Genomic DNA, 26,698 nt, shown 5'->3' with positions numbered 1-26,698 from the left:
AATGGCTATATCCACATGTTGGACATTGTTTATTATTGTGAGTAAATGTTAAACATCTTTCACAAACACAATGATTTTTCTCTTTGAGATTTTCCATTAGAAAAACTCCCCTTTCGTACTATCAATTTGCTAATGAAAATTTGCATCGCTTTGCTAAAACAGTATACTACGTATATTTGATTTTTAGATAGTACGCACTTTATTTGCATATAGTGATATTTGAATAATATAGTGTAAAAAAAGATACTATATAAAAGTAAAAAAACCTTGAACAGAGAATAAGTAAAAATCACTGTACAAAGCTTTTTAATATTTTTATATTAGACAAGGTGTTGTTTCTACTTTTTACATATACAGTAAAAAAACCACGGTTAATAAAGCTAACCGTGGTAAGTTATGATTGTCTTACAATATGAAAAGAAACTTTTACTACTAAATGGCTGATTGATCATGAGTTTCTTTTTCCAATACATTTTCAATATAATCTTTACCCCATTCATACATAGCGTCTAAAATCGGCATGAGGCTTTTTCCATGTTCAGTCAATGAATATTCAACTTTCGGCGGGACGACAGGATAAACTTCTCGGTGTACGATTAAATGATCTTCAAGTTCGCGTAATTGGTTGACAAGCATTCTTTGGGTAATCCCCGGAATAAGGGCCTTTAATTCACCAAATCGTTTCGTTCCTTCCTTGCCTAGATGCCACAGGATTAACATTTTCCATTTACCACCAATTACTCCAAGCGTCAATTCTTTTTCACAGTTAAAAGATTTCTCTCCTAAATTTGGCATTCATGTCACTTCTCCTTTATTTTATCTCACAGTATACTTCTTGTCACTATATGAATTTAAAGTGCGTACTTTTAATTTAGTAACATATTGAGTATACTAAAAAAGTGCTAGTGAGTAAATATCTTTTGAAAAGGGTATATCTATAATGGCAGCCACTTAGCACAATATAAAACATTCTAGAAGGAGCGAATAAAAATGAAATTACAGCTAGCTTTAGACCTAGTCAACATTCCTGAAGCAATCGAATTGGTAAAAGAAGTAGAAGAACATATTGATATTGTCGAAATAGGGACACCGATTATTAATATAGAAGGTCATAAAGCAGTACAAGCAATCAAAACAGCATTCCCTAATTTAGAGGTTCTAGCAGACATTAAAATCATGGACGCTGCGGGTTATGAAGTGGCAAATGCGTCTCAAGCTGGCGCTGATATTATCACTATTCTTGGTCAAGCAGAAGATGCTTCCATCAAAGGTGCTGTTGAAGCAGCGAAAAAAGAAGGAAAACAAATCCTCGTAGATATGATCGCTGTAAAAGATATCCAAACGCGTGCAAAAGAGCTTGATGAATTAGGCGCTGACTACATTTGCGTGCATACAGGCTATGATTTGCAAGCAGAAGGTAAAGATTCATTCGAAGATTTACGTAGCATAAAAAGCGTTGTAAAAAATGCGAAAATAGCAATTGCTGGTGGAATTAAGCTTGAAACCTTACCTGAGGTCATTAAAGCACAACCAGATCTTATCATCGTTGGTGGTGGCATCACAGGCAAAGAAAACAAAAAAGAAGTCGCTGCACAAATGCAACAACTTATTAATGCAGGCGTGAACGCATAATATGCAAACAATTGCTTATACAAAGGAAATACTTGCCGAGCTAAGTCGTACAACCGAACGTATGAATGATACGGAAGCAGAAAAGCTGGTAGACGGAATGCAGCGTGCAAATAAAATTTTTGTTGCGGGGAGTGGCCGCTCTGGTTTAATGGCGAAAGCATTTGCCATGCGTATGATGCATGTTGGACTTGATCCATATGTCATCGGCGAAACCATTACACCCAATCTAGAAGCCAATGATATGCTTATCATTGGCTCTGGATCAGGAGAAACCAAAAGCCTGCTATCCATGACAGAAAAAGCTAAAAGCATAGGTGCAACCATTGCGTTGGTGACCACCAACCCTACTTCTTCCATAGCTCAATTAGCAGATATCACGATTGAAATTCCAGCCCAAGCAAAAGCAGAGGGAACGAGTGGGAAATCCATTCAACCAATGGGATCTCTATTTGAGCAAACGATGTTGTTATTTTATGATGCATTAATCTTACGTTTGATGGAGCAAAAAGGCTTAGATTCTAATAAAATGTATGGTAGACATGCCAATCTCGAATAAAATAAACCCATAATAGAAAGACCGCATAATATTTCTGAAGTATTTGGGCCTGCTCCCATTTGTTCCTGGCATTTTCTTTCTGCCGAAGTTCTGCTTTTGACTGCGTGCGAGGTGGATCCGGCCGTGGCAGGTGTGTGCCCAAGTCAACGCGTGCAGGCAATATTTTCCGGATAATCTGGTCATGCAGAGACCATAGATTCTGAATCAGATGAAACCGGTCATGGATCTGAATGACATTCGAAGCATGGGTAGAGATGACTTCCTGAAAACGGGGATACCGATCTCGTGTAACGTGCGTCAGTTCCGGGTGACTGCCCAGCCAATCCGTCAGTGTCTCAGCTTCCCGATCGGGCAGGAGGTCGATGGGATGATGAGTCATGGCATCACAAATTAGGATGCCGTACCGGTGGCCTTTTTTCCAGGCGAAATCGTCAATGCCGACAAAAGGGGCTGTGTACCGTCGGCATCTCTGTTGTATGGATCAAACGGAGCAGTGTGTCATGACTCACCGGCATACCCAGCATTCGAGTGACATGTGCCGCCTCGATACAATTGGTGGAGAAAGCAATGACCCGGAGCGCAGCATCCAGACGGACCGTTCGCTGTCTATGGGGCAGGAGCCATTCGAAGCGTTCCGTAAACACTTTTGCTTCGCAGAAACTGTTTGTACAGAACCATTTGTGGGTTTTCAGATACAACTGGACAGACTTGCCCTGGATGGGCAAATCATCAATAACCCGCATGTAGGCACTATGCCGCTTATGGGACCCGTACTGACACTTCGGACATCGGCCTGTTTTTGAAACTACTGTAACGACACAGGTGAATGTATTAGCATCTTCGATGCACGACAAGACAATCAGGCGAGAATCAAGATCAGCAAAGTGGGTATACATGACCATCATTCCTTTTTACTGATATATACCCCGTTCTCCCCAAATTAGCGTAAGAGCCACTTTCATTTTGCCATACACATATGGACAGTACTTTTACTTCCCATATCAATTGTAATTATTTTGATATTTATTCTATTTTTTATGTCAGTGTAGTCAAACATCTCATTATGAGGTGTTTTTTTATATAATTATTTTTAAAATAACGATTGTTTTTTGGAATATTTGAAGCAGATAAGATAGAGCTGATGTCATTTTTAACGATAAATTGCATATATTTTAAGTGTTATTTTGCATAACCAACTTTAAAGCCCAGCTGTCTTCGTGAATAGGATTAGTTGGGTTTCTTAACTATAGTGCAAATTATCACCTAAATCAGTGCGAAATAAAGGCTGAAATAAGTGCAATATAGTGCCTAAAGTGACAACATAATTTCTTGGGGATTGGATGTTCAAAAACCCATACAATTATCATCGTACATTTAAGCGAAGTTTACCTGAGTTTTTATACTTATGTGGAGAAATATTTCCTTAACTTTAAATCGTATAATGCACTCGACAAGAATGAGTGTCTGAAGCGGCGGAAACTGTAGAATGAAATCAGTAAGATTATCTGGGACCCGAAGCTCTTAGAGACGGAACTGCAACATCGAACAGCCTGCCACTTTTCTTGTGTCCGGCTTTAATAAATTCAAACAGCATGTTCTTTTCCGATGGTTATCTATAGTATAATTGAAGCAACTTCCAATAGATAAGAATGGTGGAATGACATATGGGTTATTAAAGAGAAGGCGCTCTTGAGACGAAAGTCAAGAAGCAGCTTGAGCGTATTGGATATGAACATATCTGTTTGTAACTCATTATAAAAGAGGTGAGAATATGGAAGGCTTGGAACTCAGTAGTCTATCTTTTAACAAAGCAAGTATAAATCAATTTAAAGGGATGGATTATAATAACTTTCCTATAGTATACATACTGCACAATAAAGGAAAAAAGAGTGCTTATATAGGCCAATCTGTTCAAATAAAAAATAGGATGAAGGCACATCTTAAGGACCCCAAGAAAAAAGATTTGGACAGGGTACTCCTGATCGGGCATGAAATGTTCAATCAATCTGCTACATATAACATAGAAACAAATCTCATAAATTATTTCATCGCAGATAATAAATATAAATTGAAAAATATAAGTCAGACTACCCAGGCTGTGACTCATAATTATTATGAGAAATATAGGTATGACAATAATATCTTCAATGAGCTGTGGGAGAAGCTGCGAGCTGATGAATTGGTGGACAGCACTATTGAGTACCTGCAGAACAAAGATGTATTCAAGTTATCCCCATATAAAGAGCTTTCAGAGTCACAAGTGGAGCTGAAGGAAGAAATACTGAAATTTTGTGAGAAACACGTTAATACGGACAAGAGAGCCGTATTTATAGTTAAAGGGGATGCAGGTACAGGAAAAAGTGTAGTGCTCAGCTCAACCTTCAATGCCATACAGGACTTGACTAAAGAAGATAGTTCTTCATTAAAAGGGACGACGAATTATCTTCTGGTCAACCATAATAAATGATTAAGACATATCAATCGATCGCAGAGAGCCTGCCGAATCTTAAAAAGAAAGATTTTCTGAAACCCACTACTTTTATTAATCGAATGGATAAAACTGATCAAATTGCTGATGTGACATTTATAGACGAAGCGCATTTACTGCTGTCGAGAGCGGATAAATACAATGATTATTCCGGAGATAATCAACTTAAAGATATAAGTTTAAGAAGCAAGGTAACAATCGTTGTGTTCGATGAAAAGCAATTCTTAAAGTTAAAGAGCCATTGGTCTGGCAGCCGGCTCGAAGGTATGACCAGAGGAGCAGTGACGGAGACATTTGAATTGACTGATCAATTCAGGATTCAGGCGGATGAAGAAATCGTCGATTGGATAGATGCTTTCGTAGATAAGAAAGTTAAACCGATACCTAAAACAACAGGGGAATATGAACTGAAAATATTTAATAATGCAGCTGATATGTTCGAAGCTATTAAAGAAAAAGATGAAGAGCATAAACTATCAAGAATCGTTGCCACCTTTGATTACGAACATAAGAAAAATGGAGAAGAATACTTTGTAGAAGAACCAGGGTTCAAAGGACTTTGGAATAAAACGGAGTATAAGAAAACATGGGCGGAACATCCGGAAACAATCAGAGAAGTGGGTTCTATTTATACCATCCAAGGCTTTGATCTTAATTATGTCGGTGTGATTTTAGGACCTTCAGTTTCATATGATGAAGAAAAGCAGGAACTCAAACTATTGCCTAAAAAATATCAGGATACAGAAGCATTCAGAACCGCAAAAGAAGAGAAAGTTGAGTATAACGTAGAAGAGATGAAAGAGCAGATTATACTCAATTCCATAAATGTCTTGATGAAGCGGGGCGTTAAGGGTCTTTATCTTTATGCAAGTGATGAAAAACTCAAAAAAGTTTTAAAAGAAAAATATGAAGGAGTTGAGTGATATGGATGAATTAATAAAAGAGATTAATAAATTCAGAGATGAAAGAAACTGGAGACAATATCATAACGCAAAAGACCTTTCATTATCACTCTCTTTGGAAGCTTCTGAACTCCTTGAGAATTTTCAGTGGATTTCAGCAAAGAAAGGGCTCGAAAAGAATCGACAGAATATAGAAGAAGAGCTGGCTGATGTATTTATTTATGGATTGATGCTGGCTGACGATATGGGCATAGATATGGAAGAAACGATATTGAATAAGTTAGAGAAGAATAGGAGAAATATCCTGAGTGAGTATAAGGCATGAATCAATAAAAAGGTGAAAAAATATAGAGTGTTTTATGCAAATAAGCAAACATTTTACTAAAAGGCGATCTCCTTAATATTTCTATATAACCTTGAACATGAGTCTAAAAAAAGATCAAACAAGATGATAATAAAAAATCGACAAAAATTATATCGTATTAGAAATGACGGAGTTCTTTTGAACTCCGTCGAACATTCTTTTACTATTCTTCTTATAGTTAGTCACAGCTGATTTTAATTTTTACAACCGTTTTTTTCACATGTAATTCTAGCTGTAGTATTTTCCCAATGAGTAGGGTGGTCATTAGTATCAAATCCACATCCCGTTTTTCCTCTTTTTGCTCCTCGATGCACTTCATTAGTAGGAGTATGTCTTACGCCCATCCTTTTACCTCCTTTCCATTGCAGACGTTCATGGAATAATTGACTATTCTAATTATTCCGATAATATAATTGTAACATCATGGTACTAACTAATCACGCTATCAATTATTATAGAAGCATAGTTGCTTCTTTAGTATATGTATAAAGGGAGAGATGGTAGATGTCTAAAGAAAAGAAAAACAATATTAAAAGCGCAACCTCTGAATTGACACTAAATACTGCATTGGAAGTAAGCGCTGAATATTCCACTCAAGTAATTAAGGAGTCTATAGAAGGATCTCTCGCTGATATTGCTGTGGATATGGGTACCTCCCTGGTACCTGGGCTTGCTGGAGCAGCACAAAACTATAAACGACGTAGATTTGAGAATAACATCAAAAAATTTGTAGAAGAGCTAAGTGGAAGAGTTGAAATCATAAATGCTAATCTGGAAAAGAAAAATGAGGAACAAAAAGAAAAACTAGAAATGCTTTTTCAATATGTTTTTGATTTTGTAATTGACGAAAAACAAGAAGAAAAAATTGAGCTGATGGTGAATGGCTTTGTGAAAGTCACAGAAGTTGAAAATCCCTCAGAAGACTTTGTTTTAACGTACTATGATGTTTTACAAGAGTTGAGATTAGTTGATATTGCCGCGTTAAAATTGATGTCCAATCTCGGGATTTCCTATAGTGATAAAGATGATTATTCCTTCCATGATTTAATGGAGGATTATGGGATTACCTATGAACAGTATTTATCAGTGAGAAGGAATCTACAACGTATAGGATTATTGACGACTAAAACAGATTTAAACATTGATAAAGATCTTGAAACCATTATCAAAAGTATTAGTGATATTCATAACTTCTTGAAAAAAGCATCTGATTCTAAAAAGAAAGGATCTTTACCTAGATTGACATTACCTAAGATTAAATCAGATGATAAGTTGAGCGTTTCTCAATTTGGAAAAGATTTCATGAGATTTTTTATTGAATAATCCAGATGAAATAGAACCGTCAAAAAGAAAAAGTGTTATCAAAATAGGTATTTTAGATATATATAGTTATTCTTATATTATAAAATTCCGGTAAAAATAATTTTAAATTAAGTAGTCGTAAATGGAAAACATAACACAATTCCTAGGTAACCATGGTGCTTTAATAGGAGTAATTATAGGGGGGCTTTGTACAATCGCGGGAAGCTACTTATCTGCTAATAAACAAGTAAATAATCAAAAAGATATATTCAATAGTCAAAAGGAAGAAACAACTAATACAATGAGATGGCAACTTAAATATTCTATATTAGCTGATATTGTAGGGAATAGACGATGTATAGTGGGAGGAAATCCACAGCAAAATACAAACTCATCTGATTCTGTTGTTTTCTTCGTTGTTTTGAATAAAGTTGGAACTGCTTTCTATGATTCTGAAGAAGTGACAAAAGCCTATGATAACTTTCATTCTACTATTTTAACGCGAAGTGGAGATGCGAATGAAGATTTATATCTATTAGTTTTTCAATTTATAAAGATTTAGGAATTGCTTCTCCAGATAAAACTAGCTTCTTAAACCCACTAGGCCTCTAAGAAACATCAATTATAATGAATAAGTAGATGTGTAAGTGTCAAATAGGAACTGTTCGATATTTATGTAATAAATTATGATGATTTGGATGTTAATATAATTATTAACTAAGATTATGTATATTAATTTCTACTTTTTGATGTAAAAATAAAAAGGGAACGGTTAATTGAAGAAAGAGAATACTTTTGATTACGGTCCATGAAATGTACCACCTCTGCCATCTTTCTTACCACAGAATGCCAAAGAATGTACCAATCAGTGCCAGGCGGTTTACTGTCCCTCCGATACAATGAATGGTTATATGTCTATAGTTCTGAAAGAGGTCATTTTAATTTCAAACCATAACTGGAATAGGAAATGGTATATGTATAATGGATGATGAAAGACACGTGGTCCAATTCTATACTGGTAGCATGGAAAAGGTTGCATCCTATGCAGCAACTGCCAGCATATTAAATCGGACCCTACTGTAGGCATGATTCTCATTTGTGTGTTGAATAATAGGGATAAAGAACTAAATCTATCTACCAAATACCCCCTCAAACTATACTAATAGACTGAGGGGGGTCTGTGTATCATATACAATATCTATTTGTCACTTCTACCACTTCTAATACCTAATTAAATATAATTCATGAGGCATTGAGATAGCGAGAAGGTTCATCTTTATCCCTCAATATCATGATTACTAACTTTTTACCTCTTTAACATAAAATTAATCCTAATGTAAAGTTGAAAACTAGTTTACAGAGGTACTTATCTAGCAAAAAAAGAGATTACTGATCAGATACAGAAAACCCGAATAATGGACAGCGCAAAAAAGCGTCCATTATTCGGGTTACAGTTTATTAATCAAAAACAATCGTTTTGTTGCCATTGTTTATAATAACTTTATGAAGAACATGGTACTCAACTGCTTGAGCTAATACAGATGCCTCTACATGGCGACCTATTTTCTTTAGACTCTTTACGTCATACCTGTGATTTACTCGTACAACATTCTGCTCAATAATTGGTCCTTCATCCAAATCAGAAGTAACGTAGTGACTCGTAGCACCTACGAACTTAACTCCGCGTTCCCATGCTTGCTTATATGGGTTTGCACCGATAAATGATGGTAAAAACGAATGGTGTATATTGATGATTTTAGTTTTGTAATGGCTGACAAAATTATCGGATAAGATCTGCATATATTTGGCTAGAACAATCAGGTCTACTTCATGTTCATCACATATAGCCAACATTTTTTCTTCGACTTTGTCTTTAGGTTCATTGCTTGGCACGTGATAGAATGGAACACCAAGACTCTCCGCGAAGTGCCTGTTATCATCATGATTACTTACAGCACATACAATTTCTGCTGGAATTTCTCCACGTTCCACCCTGAGTAATACTTCGTTGAAAGCATGATCTTCCTTTGAAACAAACAAAGCAATTTTTGTATTTACTGAACTATCAAATAGTTCATAATCGATATTGTACTGTTCCAGTTCATTTTCCAAAGCAGCCTTTAAGGCGTCAACTTTTTCAAATTCAAACCTTAAATATAATTGACCTTCTTCAGAGTTTTCAGGTTCATATTCCGTAAAATGGTCCAAGTGCAGTATATTGGAGTTATATTTTGAGATTGTTCCAGTAATCAGATTGGTGATGCCTACCTGGTCTTTACAACTTGCCAATAAAATATATTTATCATTCATATGTTCTATCTCCCTGCCAAAATATAAATTGAAAAAGCCCTTTAAAATATGCTTATAGAAGATCCAAACATAAAAGAAATAGCAGAATTAGTTGGTTATAACACTCTAAATCATTTTTATAAGTACTTTAATAAGTATGTTAGAGTCCTGCCATCAGTTTATAAGAAAGGCTTCAATAAGCGGATATAATGAGTAGCATACTAAAGTTTTCAATAATCATGCAAGGAAAAGGTACAATATCAATCCGGTCTAAGCACTGAATATGGAGTTCAAGTAACTACTGGAAGAGAAAAAACGGTTGATGCGTCAGAAGGAGTAGTAAATGATGGAATTAGGACTATTATTTAGAAGCTTATTATGAACCGTATTTTAATATCCGTTATAAAGATGTTTTGGTTTGTAATTTTTGATACACACAGTAAGTAAAAGGAAAGGGGATAGCAAAAGTTGCTGCATCTCCCCATCTGCTTTCTAATTATTAATAATATCTGTTGTAAGCTAAACGCATAATCTGCAGTGATGTAAGGATCAACTTCTCCAGTAGTCGAATAACGGTCCACGCTGACCAAACACAGGGTCATATTCAGGAACCAGAACCTCCTTAATGTTGTTCACTTTTTCAGGACGTTCTTCGGGTTTTCCATAGCACATATCAAAGCTGATCCCGCCCGGGTAGGTACCGTAGTTGGCATAATCATCGCTTGAATCGATCATCTTATGACCATAGCCGGCAGGAAGGATGATGACATCACCTTTGTTTGCTTCAACAGTTTCACCCTGTGCGCCGCCAAGCTGCAGTGTTGCACTGCCTTCTTTGACCGCAAGCACTTCATGGGTGTTGCTGTGGTAATGGTGGAAAGGGTGGACGGATCCGAGCCATTCTCCTGACCAGTCGTTGGCATTCAGGATAGCCGGAATGTCATCCCCATCCTGAAACACGTCCTTATAGACCAGAAGGGGGAAGTCCGGATGGTTCGGTATTTTGCCGTCGTCTTCCACCTTCAATGGAATGATTTCAATATCTTCAGCACGTTTCATCTTTATCCCTCCATATCATGATTATTAACCTTTTACCTCTTCAACCTGAAATTAATCAAGGAAAAGTCGATTTATTTATAATTACTAAGGATAACTAATGAGTTATCTGGTTGGAAAGTATTTAAGATGTACTAAATTAAAATATTAATCTAGTATCACCATATCTTTAATCATTACTTTCTATTCCCCTTCAGACGCAATTGCCTTAAATACTTTATGCCTATCAATTATTTTTCAATCAGTAAAACTGCCTGAAGTTGTAATCAATTCAAACAGCATGTTCTTTTCCGGTGGTTATCTATAGTATAATGGAAGCAACTTCCAATAGATAAGAATGGTGGAATGACATATGGGTTATGAAAGAGAGGATGCTCTTGAGGCGAAAGTCATGAAGCAGCTTGAGCGAATTGGATATGAACGTGTGCCTGTACATAGCAGTGAGGCACTGGAGGAAAACTTCAGAAATATACTTAATGAACGCCATGTGAGCAGATTGGGTGGCCAGCCGCTGACGGACAAGGAGTTCAACCGGCTGATGGTGCAGATCAACAACAAGAGTGTGTTCGACAGTGCAAAGATACTGAGGGACAAGTTCGTCCTGAAACGGGATGACGAGACGGAACTCTACCTCGAGTTCTTCGACCAGCATGATTTCGCCAACAACATCTTCCAGATCACGAATCAGATCAGTGTGGATGATAAATACAAGGGCCGCTATGATGTGACGATCCTTATCAACGGTCTGCCTGTGGCGCAGATGGAACTGAAGCGGCGGGGTGTGGCGATTAATGAGGCATTCAACCAGGTGAAGCGGTACCGCCGCGATAACTTCACAGGGTTGTTCCGCTATACGCAGCTGTTCCTCTTAAGCAACTACAATGATACGAGGTACTTTGCGAACAATGATAAGGAAATTTTCAAAAGTCACATGTTCTATTGGACAGATGCGGAGAATAACCGCATCAATAATTTGGATGAGTTCATAGAAAGTTTCATGCTGCCGACGCATTTGGCGAAGATGATCTCCAGGTATATGATTGTCAATGAGACCGATAAGAATCTGCTCGTCATGCGACCGTACCAGGTTTATGCGACCGAGGCGCTGATCGACCGTGCGCTCAATACGGACAAAAATGGCTACATCTGGCATACGACAGGGAGCGGGAAGACGCTGACGTCGTTCAAGGCGAGTCAGCTGTTGGCACTCGAGCCTGAAATCAAGAAGGTCATTTTCTTGGTCGACCGTAAAGATCTGGATACGCAGACACAGAAGGAGTTCACCAAGTTCCAGCCGGAATCCGTGGACTATACAAATAATACGAAACACTTGCTCCGCCAGCTGGAAGACAAAAGCAAGCCGATGATCATTACGACCATTCAGAAGATGGCGAATGCAATCAAGTCCAATCACCCGGTGATGGATGACTACCGGACAGACAAAGTGGTCTTCGTCATCGACGAGTGCCATCGTTCGCAGTTCGGTGACATGCATATGGAAATCAAGAAGCACTTCCAGAATGCCCAGTACTTCGGCTTCACCGGCACGCCGCGTTTCAGGGAGAATCGCAGCCAGGATGGTCGCAGCACGGCAGACATTTTCGATAAGTGCCTGCACACCTATCTGATCAAGGATGCCATCCGGGATGGCAATGTCCTCGGCTTCTCCGTCGAGTACGTCAGGACGGTCAATGATCAGCTGAATGTGATGGACCAGCAGTATGTGTCAGGCATCGATACGGATGAAATCTGGATGGCGGATGAACGGATTGAGAACATCACCCGCCACATCTACAGCATCCATGACAACAAGACACGGAACCGGCAGTATTCCGCCATCCTTGCCACACAGAACATCGAAATGGCGATGAAATACTATGATATGTTCCACTCGATAAATAAGGAAGAAGGCAAGAGGCCGCTTAATGTGGCGACCATCTTCACGTACCAGCCGAACCAGGACCTGAAGGAAGGGCAGATCAAGGAAGCGGCGAAAGATCAGCTGAAGCGGGTGTTGGATGACTATAACGAGACATACGAAACGAACTTCTCACTTGATAGTTATGGCAACTATTTCGGTGACGTATCCGACCGGATGAAGGGGGAGAAGCCGAAGGCACAGATTGACATCCTTATCGTCGTCAGCATGTTCCTGACCGGCTTCGACAGCAAGGTCTTAAACACACTTTATGTCGATAAGAACTTGAAGCACCATGAACTCATCCAGTCCTATTCACGTACCAACCGGGTCGAGAAGCAGACCAAGCCGTACGGCAACATCGTCGTCTATCGGAATCTCAAGAAGGAGACGGACGAAGCCATCCAGCTCTTCTCACAGACCGACAGCACCGATACGGTCCTCAGCAAATCCTATGGGGAATATCTGAATAATTTCAAAAGTGCGCTGGATGAAATGTATAGGACGGCACCCGAGCCGAAAGATGTCCAGCTGCTTGAAGATGAAGAAATCATCAAATCTTTCATCCTTTCCTTCAGGGAACTCGGGCGTGCACTGGTAAAATTGAAAACATTTGAATCCTTTGAATTCACTGAAGACACAATCGGTATTTCCGAGCAGGATTATGAGAACTACAAGGGGCAATACTTCGATCTGTATGAGGTACACATACGTGGGCAGAGAGAAGGCGAAAAGACATCGGTTATCAACGACATCGACTTTGAAATTGAAGTCATTCGTAATGACATGATCAACGTCCACTACATCCGGACCTTGCTCCGCAACATCGATCTCGAGGACAAGCAGCAGCAGGCCGAAGAGCGGAAGAACATCAAGACAATGCTCGACCGGGCAGATGACGAGCAGCTCCGTCTCAAAGCAGATCTCATCCGGGAATTCCTCGATAAGGTCGTGCCGACACTCGGTAAAGATGATAATATCGATAAGGTCTACCTGGATTTCGAGGAAGATAAACAGATGGAAGAACTCAACCAGTTCGCTGAAGAGATGGACTATCCGAAAAATAAACTTTTCAAGCTGCTGGCGGAATACCAGTTCAGTGGACAGATGTACCGTAAGGAAGTCGAAAAGGAGATTTCCGGCACATTTCTGACCCGCCAGAAGAAAGTGAATAAAGTGTTGGATTTCATCAAAACCATTTCCCGTAAATTCGGGTTCGCAGAATAAATTGCGCAATGCGAAAGTATTGCGTGTTCCAATGAACGTAAGAAAATAGGAGGAAACATATAGATGATGACAGTAACCGAAAAACAGAGGCAGCAGCAGTCCGAGCTGCATAAGAAATTATGGAGTATCGCGAACGACCTCCGCGGTAACATGGATGCGAGTGAGTTCAGGAATTATATCCTGGGACTCATCTTCTACCGTTTCCTGTCGGAGAAGACCGAAGAAGAAGTGGACGATATGCTGAAAGAAGACAACATAAACTATCAAGAGGCATGGGAAGATGATGAACTCAAAGAAGGATTGCAGGAAGAACTGACGGCACGTATCGGTTATGTCGTCGAACCGCGATTCCTCTTCAGCACGATGATCAGTGAGATAGAAGCGGGCGAGTTCGATATCGAGAAGCTGTCAGAAGCCATCTCCGCCGTTGAAGCATCGACACTCGGCGAGCAGAGTGAAGATGACTTCACACATCTTTTCGATGATATGGATCTCACTTCTTCGAGACTTGGCAACAGTGTATCTGCACGAAGTAAACTTATTTCCAAAGTCATGTTGAATCTCAACACATTGCCATTCATACATAGTGATATGGAAATTGACATGCTCGGTGATGCGTATGAGTATATGATCGGCCAGTTTGCTGCGACTGCTGGCAAGAAGGCAGGGGAGTTCTATACACCCCAACAGGTTTCCAAAATTCTTGCTGAGATTGTTACTACAGATAAGCCGGATTTAAAAAACGTCTATGATCCGACATGCGGTTCTGGATCATTGCTTCTCCGTGTAGGTAAGTATACAAATGTGAGACATTACTATGGCCAGGAGTACAACAGTACAACTTATAATCTCGCCCGAATGAACATGTTGCTGCATGATGTGAACTTTAAGGCGTTTTCCATAGAAAATGGAGATACACTCGAAGAACCGGCATTCGGTGACATGAAATTTGAAGCGGTTGTTGCCAATCCTCCGTACAGTGCCAATTGGAGTGCAGATCCAACATTCAATGATGACGAACGTTTTGGTGATTATGGCAAGCTTGCACCGAAATCCAAAGCGGATTTTGCATTCATCCAGCATATGGTGCACTATCTTGATGACAATGGCACAATGGCCGTCGTCCTGCCGCATGGTGTACTTTTCCGTGGAGCAGCAGAAGGTGTTATCCGTAAGTATTTGATCGAGAATAAAAACTACCTTGATACTGTTATCGGGCTGCCAGCCAACATCTTCTATGGTACCAGTATTCCGACATGCATCCTTGTTTTCAAAAAGGACAGAAAAGCAGAAGAGGATGTCCTCTTCATAGATGCTTCCAGCTCATTTGAAAAAGGCAAAAACCAAAACCACCTGAAAGATGAAGATGTTGAGAAGATACTCGAAACATACCGTAATAGAGAGACTATCGACAAGTACAGCTATGCTGCGACACTTGAAGAAATGGAAGAAAATGACTATAACCTGAACATTCCGAGATACGTCGATACATTCGAAGAAGAAGAACCCGTCGATCTCCAACAGGTCCAGAAAGACATCAAGGAAATCGATGCAGAGATTGAAACACTTGAAGAAGAAATCAATGGATATTTGAAAGAACTGGGTGTGTTGTATGATGAGTAAAGAGGATGTATCTGAGTTGAGGTTTCCAGAGTTTAGTGGAGAATTTAAAGAATATAGTATAGATGATTTAGTTAAAGTAGTGGATTGCCTCCATAGTACTGCACCTGTTAGCTCTGAACAGACTAGTTATAAGATGATCAGAACTGGAAATGTGAGAAACGGAAACTTAATTATATCTACTATGGATTCTGTAGAAAAAGAAGTTTATGAAAAATGGTCAAGTAAAGGTTATTTAGAAGCAAAGGATATTATACTAACTCGCGAAGCACCGATGGGCGAAGTGGCAATTATTCCCCAAAGCTCTAAGTATAATTTTTTCTTGGGGCAACGGTGTCTACAACTTAAAGTACGAGATACGTTTATAGATTCAGAGTATATGTATTTATTGCTTCATGGAAAAAGGTTTGAAAAATACATTAGACCATTGAAATTTTCAGGGTCCACAGTTAGCAATATCCGGATTCCTGAATTAAAAAAGTTCAAATTTCTTATTCCACATCTTGATGAGCAAGTCAAAGTTAAAAAATTCTTGCTTAAGCTTAATCGACTGATTGAGTTAGAAGAGAAGAAGCTTGAGTTATTGGAGGAACAGAAGAAGGGATATATGCAAAAGATTTTCTCCCAAGAGTTAAGGTTCAAAGATGAGAGTGGTAATGATTATCCAGAGTGGGAAAAGAAGAAGTTAGGAGACATTGTATCACCATTAAAAGGTAATAATGACGTCAACATTGAAATTCCTATTATGACAATTTCAGCTAAGAGAGGGTGGTTAAAACAACAAGATAGATTTTCACAAGTTATTGCTGGTAATAGTTTGAAGAACTACACTTTATTAAGAGAGGGAGATCTATCTTATAATAAAGGAAATTCCAAGGTAGCTAAGTATGGTATTGTTTATCGCTTACAAACTGAAACAGCTTTAGTACCTAATGTGTACAAAAGTTTCCGAGTAAAAGAAGGTTATAATTCAGAATTTATAGAAGCTAACTTTCACAATAAGAATTTAGATAGACAGCTCAGGAAAATGATATCTTCTACAGCACGTATGGATGGATTATTGAATATTAGTGACAACGATTTTTATTCTATACAAATATATACTCCGACTATTGGAGAACAAAATAAAATTGCTGATACCATTAACGGACTAAAAAAAATACTAAAAGTTCAAAGCAATAAGTATGAGGCCTTACTCAAATTGAAAAAAGGATTACTTCGAAAAATGTTTATTTAGAATACTTATAGACTGATGGGCAGAACTCATAGTATAAATTAATAAATTACTATTATAGCTAAAAGTTAGCTGAGGCTAGTAGTCATATAGATAGAGAGAAAAATATCTCCATTTATTTAATAAAAGGTCTAGAGTTAATAAGTTAGAAGTAATAAATGAAAATCAAATCAGTGGATATTGAAACTATAACTCTGTTGAAAAAACAAAAGTTAAAAGTATCCGATAATAATACGACTCTTATAAGATTAAAAGTAAATAGCAATTTTATTACTTCGACTTTAAGTTAGAAATGATATTAAAAAATGTTATATAATGACATTAAAGTGATAATTATATAAAAATTAAAAGTTAGGTGAATGTTATGACTCTAGCAATGAATTTAGCAACTTATTCCAGTATAGTAAATATTGCAAGCGAAGATACGAAAAGTAACTTCCTAGAAAAGTATAAAACCTCAGGTTTGAAAAACAGCGAGGTAGAAGATTTAACGTCATTAGTTAGCTTAGTGTGTAACCAAGCGATACTAGAAGGTTTTCATATAGGTTTTAAAATAAATCAAATCGGAGAAGAATTTGATTTATTAAAAGTAACAACAGATAGGGCTTTTAATATTGAATTGAAGAAAAAAAGTACTTTGGAAGCAATAGAAAAACAGCAAGAAAGAAAATATCACTATTTAAAATCATTAAATAAAAATATAATAATTATTACTTATGTCGCTGAAAATAATTCTTTTTTTCTTAAGAATGGAGAGGGATTAGAAGAAATTACTCTAGAATATTTTATTTGTTTATTGAACGAAGTAGCAAAAGAAAAGTTTTTTGAAGAAATTGATAACCTATTTTCTCCTTCGAACTATTTAGTTTCTCCTTTTAATAACACGACGGAATTTGTAAATTCCAATTATTTCTTAACAAATCAGCAAAATGATTTTTCTAAAAGAATATTGCTATATAAACATCCTATTCAAATATTACATGGTCCCCCAGGGACAGGAAAAACACTTTTATTATATGATTTAATACGTAAAGAGATAGAAAGCGGTAAATCGGTGATGACTATTCATTGTGGTCAATTAAATACCGGTCATAACATTCTAATTGGTAATTTTAAATGGAAGATAAGAAACGCGCATCGTTGGATTCATAATGAAAAAGAATATGAAGGTCTTGATGTAATATTCATCGATGAAGCGCAAAGGTTAAAGAAAGATCAATTAGAAAGTTTGATAGAGAATGCTAAATATAATAATATAAAATTAATATTTAGTATAGATCCTCGCCAATATCTACATAGCAATGAAAGAAGGTATAAGAATTTTAACTACCTGTCAAGCCTCATAGATGATGAAGCAATATTTGAGCTATCTAAAAAGATTAGAACAAATAAAGAAATTGCTACATTTACTCAAACTATTTTTTCAGGGGATAATTACTGGGAACGCACTTATGATTCCGTTACAGTGGAATATTTAAGACAGGATGAAGATTTTGATGATTATATTCATACTCTTCAAAATCATGGTTGGATTTATTTACCTTATACTAATAGTCAGCATACTAAAAACATATCCTATGAGCATTTCTGTCACAATTATGATCAGCATAATTCTCATAAGATTATAGGTCAAGAATTTGATAAAGTTATAATTTTTCTCGATCAAAGTTTTTTATTCGATGAAACCGGAAACTATATCAAGTATAGAGGTCCTTCTTACTATGACCCACGTCAAATGTTATTTCAAAATATAACAAGGACTAGAGAAGCCCTAAAAATAATTGTTCATAACAATCCAAGTCTTTTTGAAAGTCTCATTCAAATCGTGACCAATGATAAAAAAGATAACATATAAGCTGATTTTGCTGACTGCCTTTTTAATCTCTACTCGTCTATAAATATCTGTCGTAAACTGAATGCATAATCTTGATTGATAAAAATCAAATTCTCCAGTAATCGAACAATGGACTATTATAGCCAATTACGGGGTCAGATTTTGGGGGTGGAATCTTCTTTATATTCTCCACCTTCTCAGGGCGTTCTTCCGGTTCTCCATAGCATATGTCAAAACTGACCGCACCTTGGTAGGCGCCATAGTTCGCATAATCTCCGCTTGCTTCAATTTTCTTATGGCCATAACCGGCAGGGAGGATAATGACATCGCCTTTCTCCGCTTCTACCAGCTCACCCTGTTCACCGCCGAGCTGCAGCGTGGCGCTGCCTTCTTTAACTGCAAGCATTTCATGGGTGTTGCTGTGGTAGTGGTGGAAAGGGTGGACAGAGCCGAGCCATTCTCCGGATATTGATTATTATACTTTTACCGCTTCCACCTGAAATTAATCATTCAACAAGGACTTAGTATGGCGCGACATCGTGAACGGCGTCAGCATTTCCTGATAAGTCCATAAAAAAAGAGCAGATTGCTCTGCTCCAATAGATTCAACATATGGAAATCTCCACAACAGAGTGGAGGCTTCTTTTATTTTTCTCAATCCATCTCATAGTATTCACTGAATTGATCGAGCTCTTCGATTGTCGTGATATCATGCGGGAGCAGCGGGACGCGGATGAAATCCTGATCTGGAAAGGTTTCTTCGATCTCTTTCAGGTACCGGCTTTCATGTTCCCGCCTCTGAGCGAGGAAAGTGCCGTCCGCTTCATCCGGCAGGACTTTATTGACGATGAGTGTCTTCACATGCAGGTGATACTTATCCAGCAGGCCCACGGCCTTCTTGGTTTCAAGTATCGGCAGTCTTTCTGGATTGAGTACGAAAATAAATCCTGTCTTGCCGGATTCGAGCATGATCTCCCGTGCCCGTGAGAAGCGATTCTGCCGCTCGAGCAATACATCGTAGATTGGATCTTCGACCGGCTCTCCATCATTGAGGAGCTGGGTGTAGTTCTCATTGGTCTTCCGCCGCTTCTTCAGCAGCCCCTCGATCCACACGCCCATTAGCTCCGGCAATGTGAGGAGGCGGATCGTATGGCCGGTGGGGGCGGTGTCGAAAACGAGGTGATCGTATTCGCCTTCTTCTTCCAGGATGATGGAGACAAGTTTGTCGAACAGTGCGGATTCATCCGCACCCGGTGAAGCTCTGGCTGTATCCAGCTGCCGGTTGACCTCCTCGATCATGCTGGATTGTACGGTACCCTTGATGTTCTCCTTCACGGAGTCGATATACTTCTTCGTTTCATGCTCCGGGTCGATTTCGAGCGCATGGAGGTTGTCTGCAATCTGTGTGGTCTCCCCGCCGATGTCCCGTGAAAAGATATGACCAAGGTTATGGGCCGGGTCCGTCGAAATAAGCAGGGTACTTCTGCCGGACTTTGCGAGTCTCCAGGCGATGGCCGAGGCGGATGTGGATTTGCCCACACCGCCCTTGCCGCCGATGAAAAGAATCTTTTTAGTATGAATGCTCATGAATATGCTCCTTTAGTGTGATCAGCAGCAGCGGATGCCGGTCAGTGGTGACTTGTCCATCCCCATGCGGAGATGCCAGTCGTGGAAGTCCTCGATGATGTGCGGATACAGTTCCAGCGTGTAGTAGTAGACAGGGTTCGGTATGCCGATCATCTCGGAGTAGAGGAGGAGCAGGAAGAGGTCATCCTCCTCCCTCAGCTCCCTTGCCACTTCCGTACGGTGCGGCATTTCGAGCACTTCCTCATAATACCGGATCAGCTTTTTGATATTGTCCAGCATCAGTATTACCCCCTAATCAGTCATTCTGTCGCTTTTCAAGCTCATCATCGAATTTGCCGGAGAGCGCCTGGATGGATGTAATGATGATCCAGATGGCGAAGACGAAAATGATTGCGCCGAGTACAAACAGCAGCAGATTGGAATCTTCGGCATACCATGCCCATTCGAAGAAAACCTGGACGAACATTGCGTACAATGTCATGAACAGCAGGAATATCATCGGTATGAGCGTGATGGCATAGTTGATGCCCCGTCGCTTCAGCCAGATGGAGATCAGCAGCAGGCTGATTCCCGCAAGCAGCTGGTTGGATGTTCCGAACAGCGGCCAGATGAGATAGCCGCCCGAACCGAATCCGTTCGGTCCTTCCGGAATCAATACGAGTGCTGCGGTGGAAACGACTGCGATGGCCGTTGCAACATGCTTCTTCGTCAAGGCTGGTACCTTATACTCGGTTCCGATTTCTGCAATGATATAGCGCATGAGACGCACCGCCGTATCGAGCGTCGTAGCGGCGAAGCTGACGACGATGATGGAAACAATCGTCGTGGCGATATTCGCCGGAATCCCGAGTCCGCCGGCAAGCACTGCGGCCCCTTCGACAAAATTGCCGAGGCCGCTCGCATTGGCTGCGTTGAAGCTCGAGTAGGTGGCAGCGAAGTCGTCGGCGCTGTTGAACAGCGTGACGACGGCAAGGATTGAAATGAGCGCGAGTATCCCTTCACCGACGGCACCGAAGTAGCCGACGAAACGGGCGTCGGTCTCATTATCCAGCTGCTTGGACGAAGTGCCCGAGGACACGAGCCCGTGGAAGCCTGAAATCGCCCCGCATGCGACCGTGATGAATAACAGCGGCAGCCAGGACGTGTCCGCATCGGCGTTCGTCGCCGGTGCATTGATGGTCGGGTTCGTAAAGAGCAGTCCCGCATACAGTATGAGCAGTCCGACGGTCAGCTGGTGGGAGTTGATGAAATCCCTTGGCTGAAGCAGCTTCCATACCGGCAAAGTCGATGCGATATAGACATAGATCAGCAGGACGGCAATCCAGATCATGAACGCGGTCGATACAGATCCGAGGTCGAACAGTCCTGCAGCTTCCTCACCACCCATATAGGATACGAGGTCGATCTGTAGCCAAGAAACTTCCGCCGTAAGGATGGCGACAAGATACATGGCAGCGAGTGCGAGCAGGGAAGGCACGAGCATCTTCATATTCTTCTTATAGGCGGCATAGCCGATCCATATGGCGAGTGGAATCTGTATGAAGACGGGCAGTACGCTTGCCGGATATGTAATGAACAGGTTTGCGATCACCCAGGCAAAGACCGCATTGATCATCAGCACAAGCGTCAGTATGATGAACAGGAACAGGATCTTACCCCGCCTGCCGATGAATTTCTCTGCGATCGTACCGATTGACTGGCCCTTATTGCGCACTGACAGTGCCAGTGTGCCGAAATCGTGGACACCGGCAGCAAAGACGGTTCCGAGGACGACCCACAGAAAGGCCGGCAGCCAGCCCCAGTAGACCGCGATGGCCGGACCGAGAATCGGGGCGGCGCCTGCGACGGAAGTGAAGTGGTGGCCCCACAGTACAAATTTGTTCGTGGGTACGAAATCCACACCATCCTTATACTTGTGAGCCGGTGTAATGAAATCGGGGTCCAGCCTGAAGATCCGATCTCCTATCAATTTCGAATAATAACGGTAACCCAGTGCGAAAACGGCGAGCCCGAGAACAGCAACTAATATGGCATTCAATGAAACTCCTCCTTTTTATTCTAGTTTACTGTAAAGTCTACCGAATATTCTAATAATTGTAAATAGTGGAAATAAAGGTTCGGGGCCCGGCAAGGTGGGGGGAGAGAAGGGGGGTTGGCAGAACAATGAGTGTCATGTGCGATACGATTGAAGACTGTCCATTCTACGCCATAGTCATTTCAGTCAAGACTGCCAGCGTTCCATCGGAATGAAAGAAGAATGGTCCTAACTATAACAAATCCCCCTAATCCAATGACCTGGACCAGGGGGATCGCTATTTTATTATGATTAAGCGGATTGTTTTTTCATCAAATCATTCACACGTTCGAACAGGACATGGTTCTCCATGTGTACGTGATCGAACGTTTCCTTCTCCAGATTTTCCAGTCTTGCATATACCAGCCGGTAAGTGCCGCATGCTCCCTGTGGTGGCTGGAAGCCGTCTGCGATTTGTCTCATGCGTTTTAGGATATTTCCGGCTCCATCATGATCATCAAGGAGTTTTTGCAGTGCTTCTTGCAGGGCGTCATCATCTACATAATCATGATTTTGGGCATAATCCGCAATCTTTGGAAAGACATTGCGGTCTTCATCATCAGTGTGCTCGATCAATGCTGATTTCAACTTGCTGAATAGTTCTTTCACTTGAATCAGATGGGGATGGTTCTCACCATGCACTCTGGAAACCTTTGTGATATACGGCGTCAGATTGACTAGTTCCTCCCTTAGGTCTTCATGGTATCTATTTTGAATATAATCGATGATGCTGGGTATGGACAGGTATTTCATATCGATACTGCCGCTATCGCCGTTTGAACTGCTGATCTTTTCATCGACAGCCAGGTAAATCTCATCACCATCGTATTTGCTTGCTTCCACCGCTTCTTTCAACGGCATCTTGCCTCCGCAGCAAAAATCAATGCCGGCGCTGCGGAATACATCCGCCGTTTTTGGATACTCGGTGACGATAGTAGCAACATGTTTCTCCTGTAATTCCTGGTTCATGATATCTTCTCCCTGTATTTATATTTTTTTATGATCGATCTTTGTGCTTTTCCCGCTGACAAGATCTTAATTCACTTTCAATTTTACAGTGTTTGGAGAACGCCACTATGATTTGAATCACATATCAGAAGTTTTTATTCCTATATAATCAGAGTGAGTCATAGATCATATTAGGGGGAGTATTCCTATGGAACAATGGTTACCTAGTTTAAAAACAGACACGGCGCAGGAAGGATACGATTTGGCGGTCAAGCTGGCACGGAAAGGGGTCGGACTGACACAGCCGGATGCAGAGGTCCGCAAGAGACTGCGTCCGGAGTATGCGGAAAACGCAGACAGCCTGACATTCGCCTCACAGGTGATTGCCATCCACTTCCAGACAGTCGCAGCAGCGAACGACTACTGGAAATAGTCATTTTAAAAAGTGCGGAGCCGATTATTTTCGGGTCCGCACTTTTTAAAATGACATATACCGGTGATATACATTTTTTCTACATAGTATCTATGCTTTGATATCGCTGCTGTAAGATGGCCCTGCAATTAAAAAGAGGCGGACTGTCACAGCAGCCCGCCTCAAATCAATTTCAATAGTATTGTTTGTGACGCATTAGCTCGTCGCACCCATGCCGCCGTCCACTCTGTATTGTGAGCCTGTAACGAATTTGCTGTCATCGGATGCGAGGAACAGTACGACATTCGCAATGTCGTCATACTCCGCATAGCGTCCAATCGGGATGCTTTCTGTGAGCGCTTCCTTGACCGCCGCTTCCTCGTTTTGCTGGGATTTGCTCAATCCTTTTTCAACGGTCTGCATCATATTTCCTGATACAGGGGCAGGATGGACAGAATTCACACGGATGTTATGTGCTGCATTTTCCAGTGCAGCAGTCTTGGTCAAACCGACAACCGCGTGTTTGGAAGTTGAATAGGGTGACAGAATTGGACTGCCTCTCAGTCCGTCCACTGAAGAGGTATTGATGATGCTGCCGCTTTCCTGTTCTTTCATGACGGGGATGACATGTTTCAATCCAAGGAATAGCCCCGTTGCATTAATGGCAGTCACTTTGTTGAAATTCTCCAATGTCTGTTCATCTATAGGGGCAATGTCACCGATGATCCCTGCATTGTTGAAGAATATATCAAGAGAACCGAATGCGTCCACCGTCTGCTCGACATAGTTTTTTACATCGTCTTCATTGGTGACATCCGCTTCAACCGTGAGGACATTTTCACTGCCCAATTCCTCTTTGACCGCATCCAATTTCGATTTATCAAGATCGACTAAAGATACTTTCGCACCTTCATTCAAGAATATTTGTGCGGTCTGTTTACCGAGCCCGCCTGCGCCGCCGGTAATCACTGCCACTTTGTTATCGAGTCGTCCCATAATTGGTATCTCTCCTTTAAATGTATTGATAGTATATATGCATCACATTTCCGGATTATGGTAACAATACTGCTTAATAACAAAAATAATTCGGTTATGTCTGGATGTATTTAACTCTTTTAACACGGATCTGGAAATCCATACGCCTGACCCTCTTCATACCGTTCAATTGAATGACCTGTTACATACCGATATCGGTTACAGGGTAAAGAACAACGAAGACAGAATCTGCCGGGAACAAAGAAGGTGAACTGATGGATAGATGGTATAAAATAGATAACACAGGAAAGATATTTCATGCGGTATCGAGTGCAACGAACTCCTCGGTGTACCGGGTCTCGATGACATTGAAAGAAACGATAGATAAGGAATGTCTGCAAAGGGCGCTGGATATCGTGGCAGTGCGGTTTCCGATGCTGACTGTGAGAGTGCGTAAAGGACTGTTCTGGGACTTCATGGAGTATAACGATGAAGAACTTTGTGTGAAGGAGGAAAGGGGCTATCCCTGTGCACCGATCGATACGAAAAAGAACAATGCCTATCTGATACGGGTGCTGTATTTTGACCGGCGGGTTTCGGTTGAAATCTTCCATTCCCTTACGGACGGCGGGGGCGCAGTGGAATTCCTGAAAACATTGATCTATCAGTACCTGCGTCTTAAAGGAGAAGATGTCTCGGCTGAAGGAGCGGTGTTGTTGCCGGAAGATCCGCCGAGCAGTGAGGAGACTGAGGACAGCTTTGAAAGATATGCGACATCTGATGGCGGAAAGCGTTCCGGTAACATGGCAGAGAAAGCGTATCAGATCAGAGGGACGGCATTCGATCCGCCGGGCATAAACGTTATACATGGCGTAGTGAACGCTTCCGATCTTAATGCATTCGCAAAAGGCAGAGGGGCCACCCTCACCACATTCCTGACGGGTATATTGATACAGTCGATCTATACCGAAAATATGAAGGAAGACACACCTGAAGGACTGATTGCGATCGCGCTCCCCATCAGCCTGCGCCGCCAGTTTCCCTCCAGGACGCTGAGGAATTTCTTTTCCGTGGCAAACATCGGTGTACAGATGAATGAAAGTATGACGCTTGATGACATAATCAAGGAAGTGTCGGGACAGCTGAAAAGCAAGGCGGATAAGGAAACCCTGCAGGCCGGAATCAACCGCTTCGTTTCACTCCAGAGCAGCCTCTGGACAAGAATCGTGCCCGTTTTCCTGAAATACCCCTTGATGCGCTTCGGATTCAACCAGTTCGGCGAGCGGGCAAAGACGATGACGCTGTCCAACCTTGGCAATACAAAGCTGCCCGGGTCCATGGTGCCGCATATAGAACGGATGGAAGTGGTACTGTATCCAACGAGAAAGAGCCCGATCAACTGCGGAATCGGCACAGTGAATGATCAGCTGACGATCACATTCGCTCGGTCTATTGACGAGAATGACATCATCCGGTCATTCTTCAGAAAACTGAGAGCAGTTACAGGCCTGGATATAGCGGTCTATTCGAATGAGTGGGGGGAAAGCCATGAATAAATGTCTAAATTGCGATATGTGGACCCATCATGAGATATGCCCCTTATGCCACGCGGAAACCATAGGAGAGGGCGTGCATGAAGAAGGCGCGCACTACCCGGCGTATGACATGGAGGAGTATAAGAAGAAGACACGGATATCAAGAATTGCGATTTTCTCCGGCGTTCTTGCTGTACTTGCATGCCTGGTCATCAACATCGCCGTCATGCCCCGGTTCCTCTGGGTGTTCTATGTGGCGGTTGCTGTATTTTATGTCCTGGTATCACTCAACCATACGATCCTCTCCGCCTCTCACCTGGGCGGGAAAATCGTCGCCCAGGTAGTCAGCCTGACCGTGCTGCTGCTGGTCATTGATATAATGTCCGGCGCCATCCAGTGGTCAGTGAATTATGTCGTGCCTTTCCTCATCATTGCAGGGATTCTCCTGATGTCCATCATCATTCTGAAAGTGCGCCTGCGATGGGGCGGGTATGTAAGTTTCCTCCTGATGATGATCGCGCTCGGCTTTTCGCCGGCGGTCTTCTATCTGACGGGCATCGCAACAGTGCTCTGGCCGAGTGTCGTCGCAGCATTGTTCGCCGTGGCCACCTTCTCTTCCATTCTCCTCTTTGCGAATCAGGCTTTCATGACACAGCTGGGCCGGCGGTTCCATATTTAACATGAGAGAATGAAAAAACATCGAAACGATTAAAAGAAGAACGACCCAATCTATACCGGATCCTCT

27 protein-coding genes are annotated in these 26,698 nt (G+C 41.2%); 15 read left to right on the top strand and 12 right to left on the bottom strand.

The features are described 5' to 3' along the window. Window positions 1-432: 432 nt before the first annotated feature. A complete protein-coding gene (locus tag ACKRAT_RS10970) occupies window positions 433-795 on the bottom strand; it encodes a winged helix-turn-helix transcriptional regulator (RefSeq protein WP_373894774.1) in 363 nt (120 codons plus the stop codon). A gap of 195 nt (window positions 796-990) precedes the next feature. Between ACKRAT_RS10970 and hxlA the strand changes: the two genes are divergently transcribed. Beyond that, the gene (gene hxlA / locus ACKRAT_RS10965) at window positions 991-1,632 is read left to right on the top strand and encodes a 3-hexulose-6-phosphate synthase (protein ID WP_411842455.1); all 642 of its coding nucleotides are present in this window, start codon (window positions 991-993) and stop codon (window positions 1,630-1,632) included. 1 nt (window position 1,633) lies between these two features. Further along, window positions 1,634-2,188, top strand: coding sequence for a 6-phospho-3-hexuloisomerase (gene hxlB / locus ACKRAT_RS10960; RefSeq protein WP_373894776.1), 555 nt, complete (start codon window positions 1,634-1,636; stop codon window positions 2,186-2,188). On the opposite strand, the gene ACKRAT_RS10955 is transcribed toward hxlB, so the two are convergent. Next, on the bottom strand, window positions 2,151-2,579 hold the full coding sequence (locus ACKRAT_RS10955; RefSeq protein WP_411844445.1) for a transposase: 429 nt from the start codon (window positions 2,577-2,579) through the stop codon (window positions 2,151-2,153). The two genes, hxlB and ACKRAT_RS10955, sit on opposite strands and share 38 nt — an antisense overlap. Before the next feature lie 40 nt (window positions 2,580-2,619). After that, window positions 2,620-2,931 (bottom strand): hypothetical protein, encoded by a 312-nt coding sequence (locus ACKRAT_RS10950; protein ID WP_411844444.1) that lies wholly within the window; start codon window positions 2,929-2,931, stop codon window positions 2,620-2,622. Between the two features lie 1,028 nt (window positions 2,932-3,959). Between ACKRAT_RS10950 and ACKRAT_RS10945 the strand changes: the two genes are divergently transcribed. The 3 genes from ACKRAT_RS10945 to ACKRAT_RS10935 are packed head-to-tail and all read left to right on the top strand — an operon-like array spanning window position 3,960 to window position 5,903. Continuing rightward, on the top strand, window positions 3,960-4,655 hold the full coding sequence (locus ACKRAT_RS10945; RefSeq protein ID WP_411842454.1) for a DNA/RNA helicase domain-containing protein: 696 nt from the start codon (window positions 3,960-3,962) through the stop codon (window positions 4,653-4,655). Beyond that, on the top strand, window positions 4,652-5,599 hold the full coding sequence (locus tag ACKRAT_RS10940; protein ID WP_411842453.1) for a DUF2075 domain-containing protein: 948 nt from the start codon (window positions 4,652-4,654) through the stop codon (window positions 5,597-5,599). Before ACKRAT_RS10945 ends, ACKRAT_RS10940 begins: the two co-directional genes overlap by 4 nt. Window position 5,600: 1 nt before the next feature. After that, entirely contained in the window at window positions 5,601-5,903 is a 303-nt protein-coding gene (locus ACKRAT_RS10935; RefSeq protein ID WP_411842452.1) for a MazG-like family protein, read from the top strand. A gap of 233 nt (window positions 5,904-6,136) precedes the next feature. On the opposite strand, the gene ACKRAT_RS10930 is transcribed toward ACKRAT_RS10935, so the two are convergent. Beyond that, window positions 6,137-6,286 carry a hypothetical protein gene (locus tag ACKRAT_RS10930; RefSeq protein ID WP_411842451.1) on the bottom strand — a complete coding sequence of 50 codons (150 nt, stop codon included), beginning with the start codon at window positions 6,284-6,286 and terminating at the stop codon, window positions 6,137-6,139. Window positions 6,287-6,446: 160 nt separating this feature from the next. Between ACKRAT_RS10930 and ACKRAT_RS10925 the strand changes: the two genes are divergently transcribed. Next, window positions 6,447-7,265 (top strand): hypothetical protein, encoded by an 819-nt coding sequence (locus ACKRAT_RS10925; protein WP_411842450.1) that lies wholly within the window; start codon window positions 6,447-6,449, stop codon window positions 7,263-7,265. A gap of 121 nt (window positions 7,266-7,386) precedes the next feature. Then, on the top strand, window positions 7,387-7,806 hold the full coding sequence (locus ACKRAT_RS10920) for a hypothetical protein (RefSeq protein ID WP_411842449.1): 420 nt from the start codon (window positions 7,387-7,389) through the stop codon (window positions 7,804-7,806). A gap of 896 nt (window positions 7,807-8,702) precedes the next feature. On the opposite strand, the gene purU is transcribed toward ACKRAT_RS10920, so the two are convergent. Continuing rightward, entirely contained in the window at window positions 8,703-9,554 is an 852-nt protein-coding gene (purU, locus tag ACKRAT_RS10915; RefSeq protein ID WP_411842448.1) for a formyltetrahydrofolate deformylase, read from the bottom strand. A 48-nt stretch (window positions 9,555-9,602) separates the two neighbouring features. Between purU and ACKRAT_RS10910 the strand changes: the two genes are divergently transcribed. Continuing rightward, on the top strand, window positions 9,603-9,743 hold the full coding sequence (locus ACKRAT_RS10910; RefSeq protein WP_411842447.1) for a helix-turn-helix domain-containing protein: 141 nt from the start codon (window positions 9,603-9,605) through the stop codon (window positions 9,741-9,743). Window positions 9,744-10,082: 339 nt separating this feature from the next. Here the strand turns inward: ACKRAT_RS10910 and ACKRAT_RS10905 are convergent, their stop codons facing one another. After that, window positions 10,083-10,592, bottom strand: a complete 510-nt coding sequence (locus ACKRAT_RS10905; protein ID WP_411842446.1) for a cupin domain-containing protein — start codon at window positions 10,590-10,592, stop codon at window positions 10,083-10,085. A gap of 349 nt (window positions 10,593-10,941) precedes the next feature. Between ACKRAT_RS10905 and ACKRAT_RS10900 the strand changes: the two genes are divergently transcribed. The 4 genes from ACKRAT_RS10900 (at window position 10,942) to ACKRAT_RS10885 (ending at window position 18,443) form a co-directional block, all read left to right on the top strand. Then, window positions 10,942-13,734 carry a type I restriction endonuclease subunit R gene (locus ACKRAT_RS10900; RefSeq protein WP_411842445.1) on the top strand — a complete coding sequence of 931 codons (2,793 nt, stop codon included), beginning with the start codon at window positions 10,942-10,944 and terminating at the stop codon, window positions 13,732-13,734. Window positions 13,735-13,800: 66 nt separating this feature from the next. Then, on the top strand, window positions 13,801-15,357 hold the full coding sequence (locus tag ACKRAT_RS10895; RefSeq protein ID WP_411844443.1) for a type I restriction-modification system subunit M: 1,557 nt from the start codon (window positions 13,801-13,803) through the stop codon (window positions 15,355-15,357). Continuing rightward, window positions 15,350-16,591, top strand: a complete 1,242-nt coding sequence (locus ACKRAT_RS10890) for a restriction endonuclease subunit S (protein ID WP_411842444.1) — start codon at window positions 15,350-15,352, stop codon at window positions 16,589-16,591. The genes ACKRAT_RS10895 and ACKRAT_RS10890 overlap by 8 nt, the downstream gene beginning before the upstream one ends. 361 nt (window positions 16,592-16,952) lie before the next feature. Further along, on the top strand, window positions 16,953-18,443 hold the full coding sequence (locus tag ACKRAT_RS10885) for an AAA family ATPase (protein WP_411842443.1): 1,491 nt from the start codon (window positions 16,953-16,955) through the stop codon (window positions 18,441-18,443). An 85-nt stretch (window positions 18,444-18,528) separates the two neighbouring features. On the opposite strand, the gene ACKRAT_RS10880 is transcribed toward ACKRAT_RS10885, so the two are convergent. From ACKRAT_RS10880 to scdA, 5 genes are all read right to left on the bottom strand, one after another. Continuing rightward, the gene (locus tag ACKRAT_RS10880) at window positions 18,529-18,891 is read right to left on the bottom strand and encodes a cupin domain-containing protein (RefSeq protein WP_411844442.1); all 363 of its coding nucleotides are present in this window, start codon (window positions 18,889-18,891) and stop codon (window positions 18,529-18,531) included. Window positions 18,892-19,076: 185 nt separating this feature from the next. Further along, on the bottom strand, window positions 19,077-20,009 hold the full coding sequence (locus ACKRAT_RS10875) for an ArsA family ATPase (RefSeq protein WP_411842442.1): 933 nt from the start codon (window positions 20,007-20,009) through the stop codon (window positions 19,077-19,079). A gap of 21 nt (window positions 20,010-20,030) precedes the next feature. Continuing rightward, window positions 20,031-20,288, bottom strand: coding sequence for a cory-CC-star protein (locus ACKRAT_RS10870; RefSeq protein WP_411842441.1), 258 nt, complete (start codon window positions 20,286-20,288; stop codon window positions 20,031-20,033). 16 nt (window positions 20,289-20,304) lie between these two features. Continuing rightward, window positions 20,305-22,047, bottom strand: coding sequence for a carbon starvation protein A (locus ACKRAT_RS10865; protein WP_411842440.1), 1,743 nt, complete (start codon window positions 22,045-22,047; stop codon window positions 20,305-20,307). A 288-nt stretch (window positions 22,048-22,335) separates the two neighbouring features. Next, window positions 22,336-23,052, bottom strand: coding sequence for an iron-sulfur cluster repair di-iron protein ScdA (scdA, locus tag ACKRAT_RS10860; protein WP_411842439.1), 717 nt, complete (start codon window positions 23,050-23,052; stop codon window positions 22,336-22,338). Between the two features lie 187 nt (window positions 23,053-23,239). Here scdA and ACKRAT_RS10855 point away from each other — a divergent pair, with 187 nt between their 5' ends. Further along, entirely contained in the window at window positions 23,240-23,464 is a 225-nt protein-coding gene (locus ACKRAT_RS10855; RefSeq protein WP_411842438.1) for a hexameric tyrosine-coordinated heme protein, read from the top strand. A 195-nt stretch (window positions 23,465-23,659) separates the two neighbouring features. Here the strand turns inward: ACKRAT_RS10855 and ACKRAT_RS10850 are convergent, their stop codons facing one another. Then, window positions 23,660-24,439: an SDR family NAD(P)-dependent oxidoreductase gene (locus ACKRAT_RS10850; protein WP_411842437.1), complete on the bottom strand. Its 780-nt coding sequence runs from the start codon at window positions 24,437-24,439 to the stop codon at window positions 23,660-23,662. A 254-nt stretch (window positions 24,440-24,693) separates the two neighbouring features. Between ACKRAT_RS10850 and ACKRAT_RS10845 the strand changes: the two genes are divergently transcribed. Beyond that, window positions 24,694-25,974: an alcohol acetyltransferase gene (locus tag ACKRAT_RS10845; protein ID WP_411842436.1), complete on the top strand. Its 1,281-nt coding sequence runs from the start codon at window positions 24,694-24,696 to the stop codon at window positions 25,972-25,974. Beyond that, window positions 25,967-26,632: a DUF6320 domain-containing protein gene (locus ACKRAT_RS10840; protein WP_411842435.1), complete on the top strand. Its 666-nt coding sequence runs from the start codon at window positions 25,967-25,969 to the stop codon at window positions 26,630-26,632. The genes ACKRAT_RS10845 and ACKRAT_RS10840 overlap by 8 nt, the downstream gene beginning before the upstream one ends. The last annotated feature ends 66 nt before the right edge of the window (window positions 26,633-26,698 follow it).

Origin of the sequence: Salinicoccus sp. HZC-1 (assembly GCF_046736035.1) — a bacterium.
Lineage (GTDB): Bacteria > Bacillota > Bacilli > Staphylococcales > Salinicoccaceae > Salinicoccus.
This window is presented reverse-complemented; position numbering and strand designations above follow the sequence as displayed.

Coding starts and splice junctions, on each gene's coding strand:
- ACKRAT_RS10970 (WP_373894774.1), bottom strand. CDS start 795: ATGCCAAATTTAGGAGAGAAATCTTTTAACTGTGAAAAAGAATTGACG.
- hxlA (WP_411842455.1), top strand. CDS start 991: ATGAAATTACAGCTAGCTTTAGACCTAGTCAACATTCCTGAAGCAATC.
- hxlB (WP_373894776.1), top strand. CDS start 1,634: ATGCAAACAATTGCTTATACAAAGGAAATACTTGCCGAGCTAAGTCGT.
- ACKRAT_RS10950 (WP_411844444.1), bottom strand. CDS start 2,931: ATGCGGGTTATTGATGATTTGCCCATCCAGGGCAAGTCTGTCCAGTTG.
- ACKRAT_RS10945 (WP_411842454.1), top strand. CDS start 3,960: ATGGAAGGCTTGGAACTCAGTAGTCTATCTTTTAACAAAGCAAGTATA.
- ACKRAT_RS10940 (WP_411842453.1), top strand. CDS start 4,652: ATGATTAAGACATATCAATCGATCGCAGAGAGCCTGCCGAATCTTAAA.
- ACKRAT_RS10935 (WP_411842452.1), top strand. CDS start 5,601: ATGGATGAATTAATAAAAGAGATTAATAAATTCAGAGATGAAAGAAAC.
- ACKRAT_RS10930 (WP_411842451.1), bottom strand. CDS start 6,286: ATGGGCGTAAGACATACTCCTACTAATGAAGTGCATCGAGGAGCAAAA.
- ACKRAT_RS10925 (WP_411842450.1), top strand. CDS start 6,447: ATGTCTAAAGAAAAGAAAAACAATATTAAAAGCGCAACCTCTGAATTG.
- ACKRAT_RS10920 (WP_411842449.1), top strand. CDS start 7,387: ATGGAAAACATAACACAATTCCTAGGTAACCATGGTGCTTTAATAGGA.
- purU (WP_411842448.1), bottom strand. CDS start 9,554: ATGAATGATAAATATATTTTATTGGCAAGTTGTAAAGACCAGGTAGGC.
- ACKRAT_RS10910 (WP_411842447.1), top strand. CDS start 9,603: ATGCTTATAGAAGATCCAAACATAAAAGAAATAGCAGAATTAGTTGGT.
- ACKRAT_RS10905 (WP_411842446.1), bottom strand. CDS start 10,592: ATGAAACGTGCTGAAGATATTGAAATCATTCCATTGAAGGTGGAAGAC.
- ACKRAT_RS10900 (WP_411842445.1), top strand. CDS start 10,942: ATGGGTTATGAAAGAGAGGATGCTCTTGAGGCGAAAGTCATGAAGCAG.
- ACKRAT_RS10895 (WP_411844443.1), top strand. CDS start 13,801: ATGACAGTAACCGAAAAACAGAGGCAGCAGCAGTCCGAGCTGCATAAG.
- ACKRAT_RS10890 (WP_411842444.1), top strand. CDS start 15,350: ATGAGTAAAGAGGATGTATCTGAGTTGAGGTTTCCAGAGTTTAGTGGA.
- ACKRAT_RS10885 (WP_411842443.1), top strand. CDS start 16,953: ATGACTCTAGCAATGAATTTAGCAACTTATTCCAGTATAGTAAATATT.
- ACKRAT_RS10875 (WP_411842442.1), bottom strand. CDS start 20,009: ATGAGCATTCATACTAAAAAGATTCTTTTCATCGGCGGCAAGGGCGGT.
- ACKRAT_RS10870 (WP_411842441.1), bottom strand. CDS start 20,288: ATGCTGGACAATATCAAAAAGCTGATCCGGTATTATGAGGAAGTGCTC.
- scdA (WP_411842439.1), bottom strand. CDS start 23,052: ATGAACCAGGAATTACAGGAGAAACATGTTGCTACTATCGTCACCGAG.
- ACKRAT_RS10855 (WP_411842438.1), top strand. CDS start 23,240: ATGGAACAATGGTTACCTAGTTTAAAAACAGACACGGCGCAGGAAGGA.
- ACKRAT_RS10850 (WP_411842437.1), bottom strand. CDS start 24,439: ATGGGACGACTCGATAACAAAGTGGCAGTGATTACCGGCGGCGCAGGC.
- ACKRAT_RS10845 (WP_411842436.1), top strand. CDS start 24,694: ATGGATAGATGGTATAAAATAGATAACACAGGAAAGATATTTCATGCG.
- ACKRAT_RS10840 (WP_411842435.1), top strand. CDS start 25,967: ATGAATAAATGTCTAAATTGCGATATGTGGACCCATCATGAGATATGC.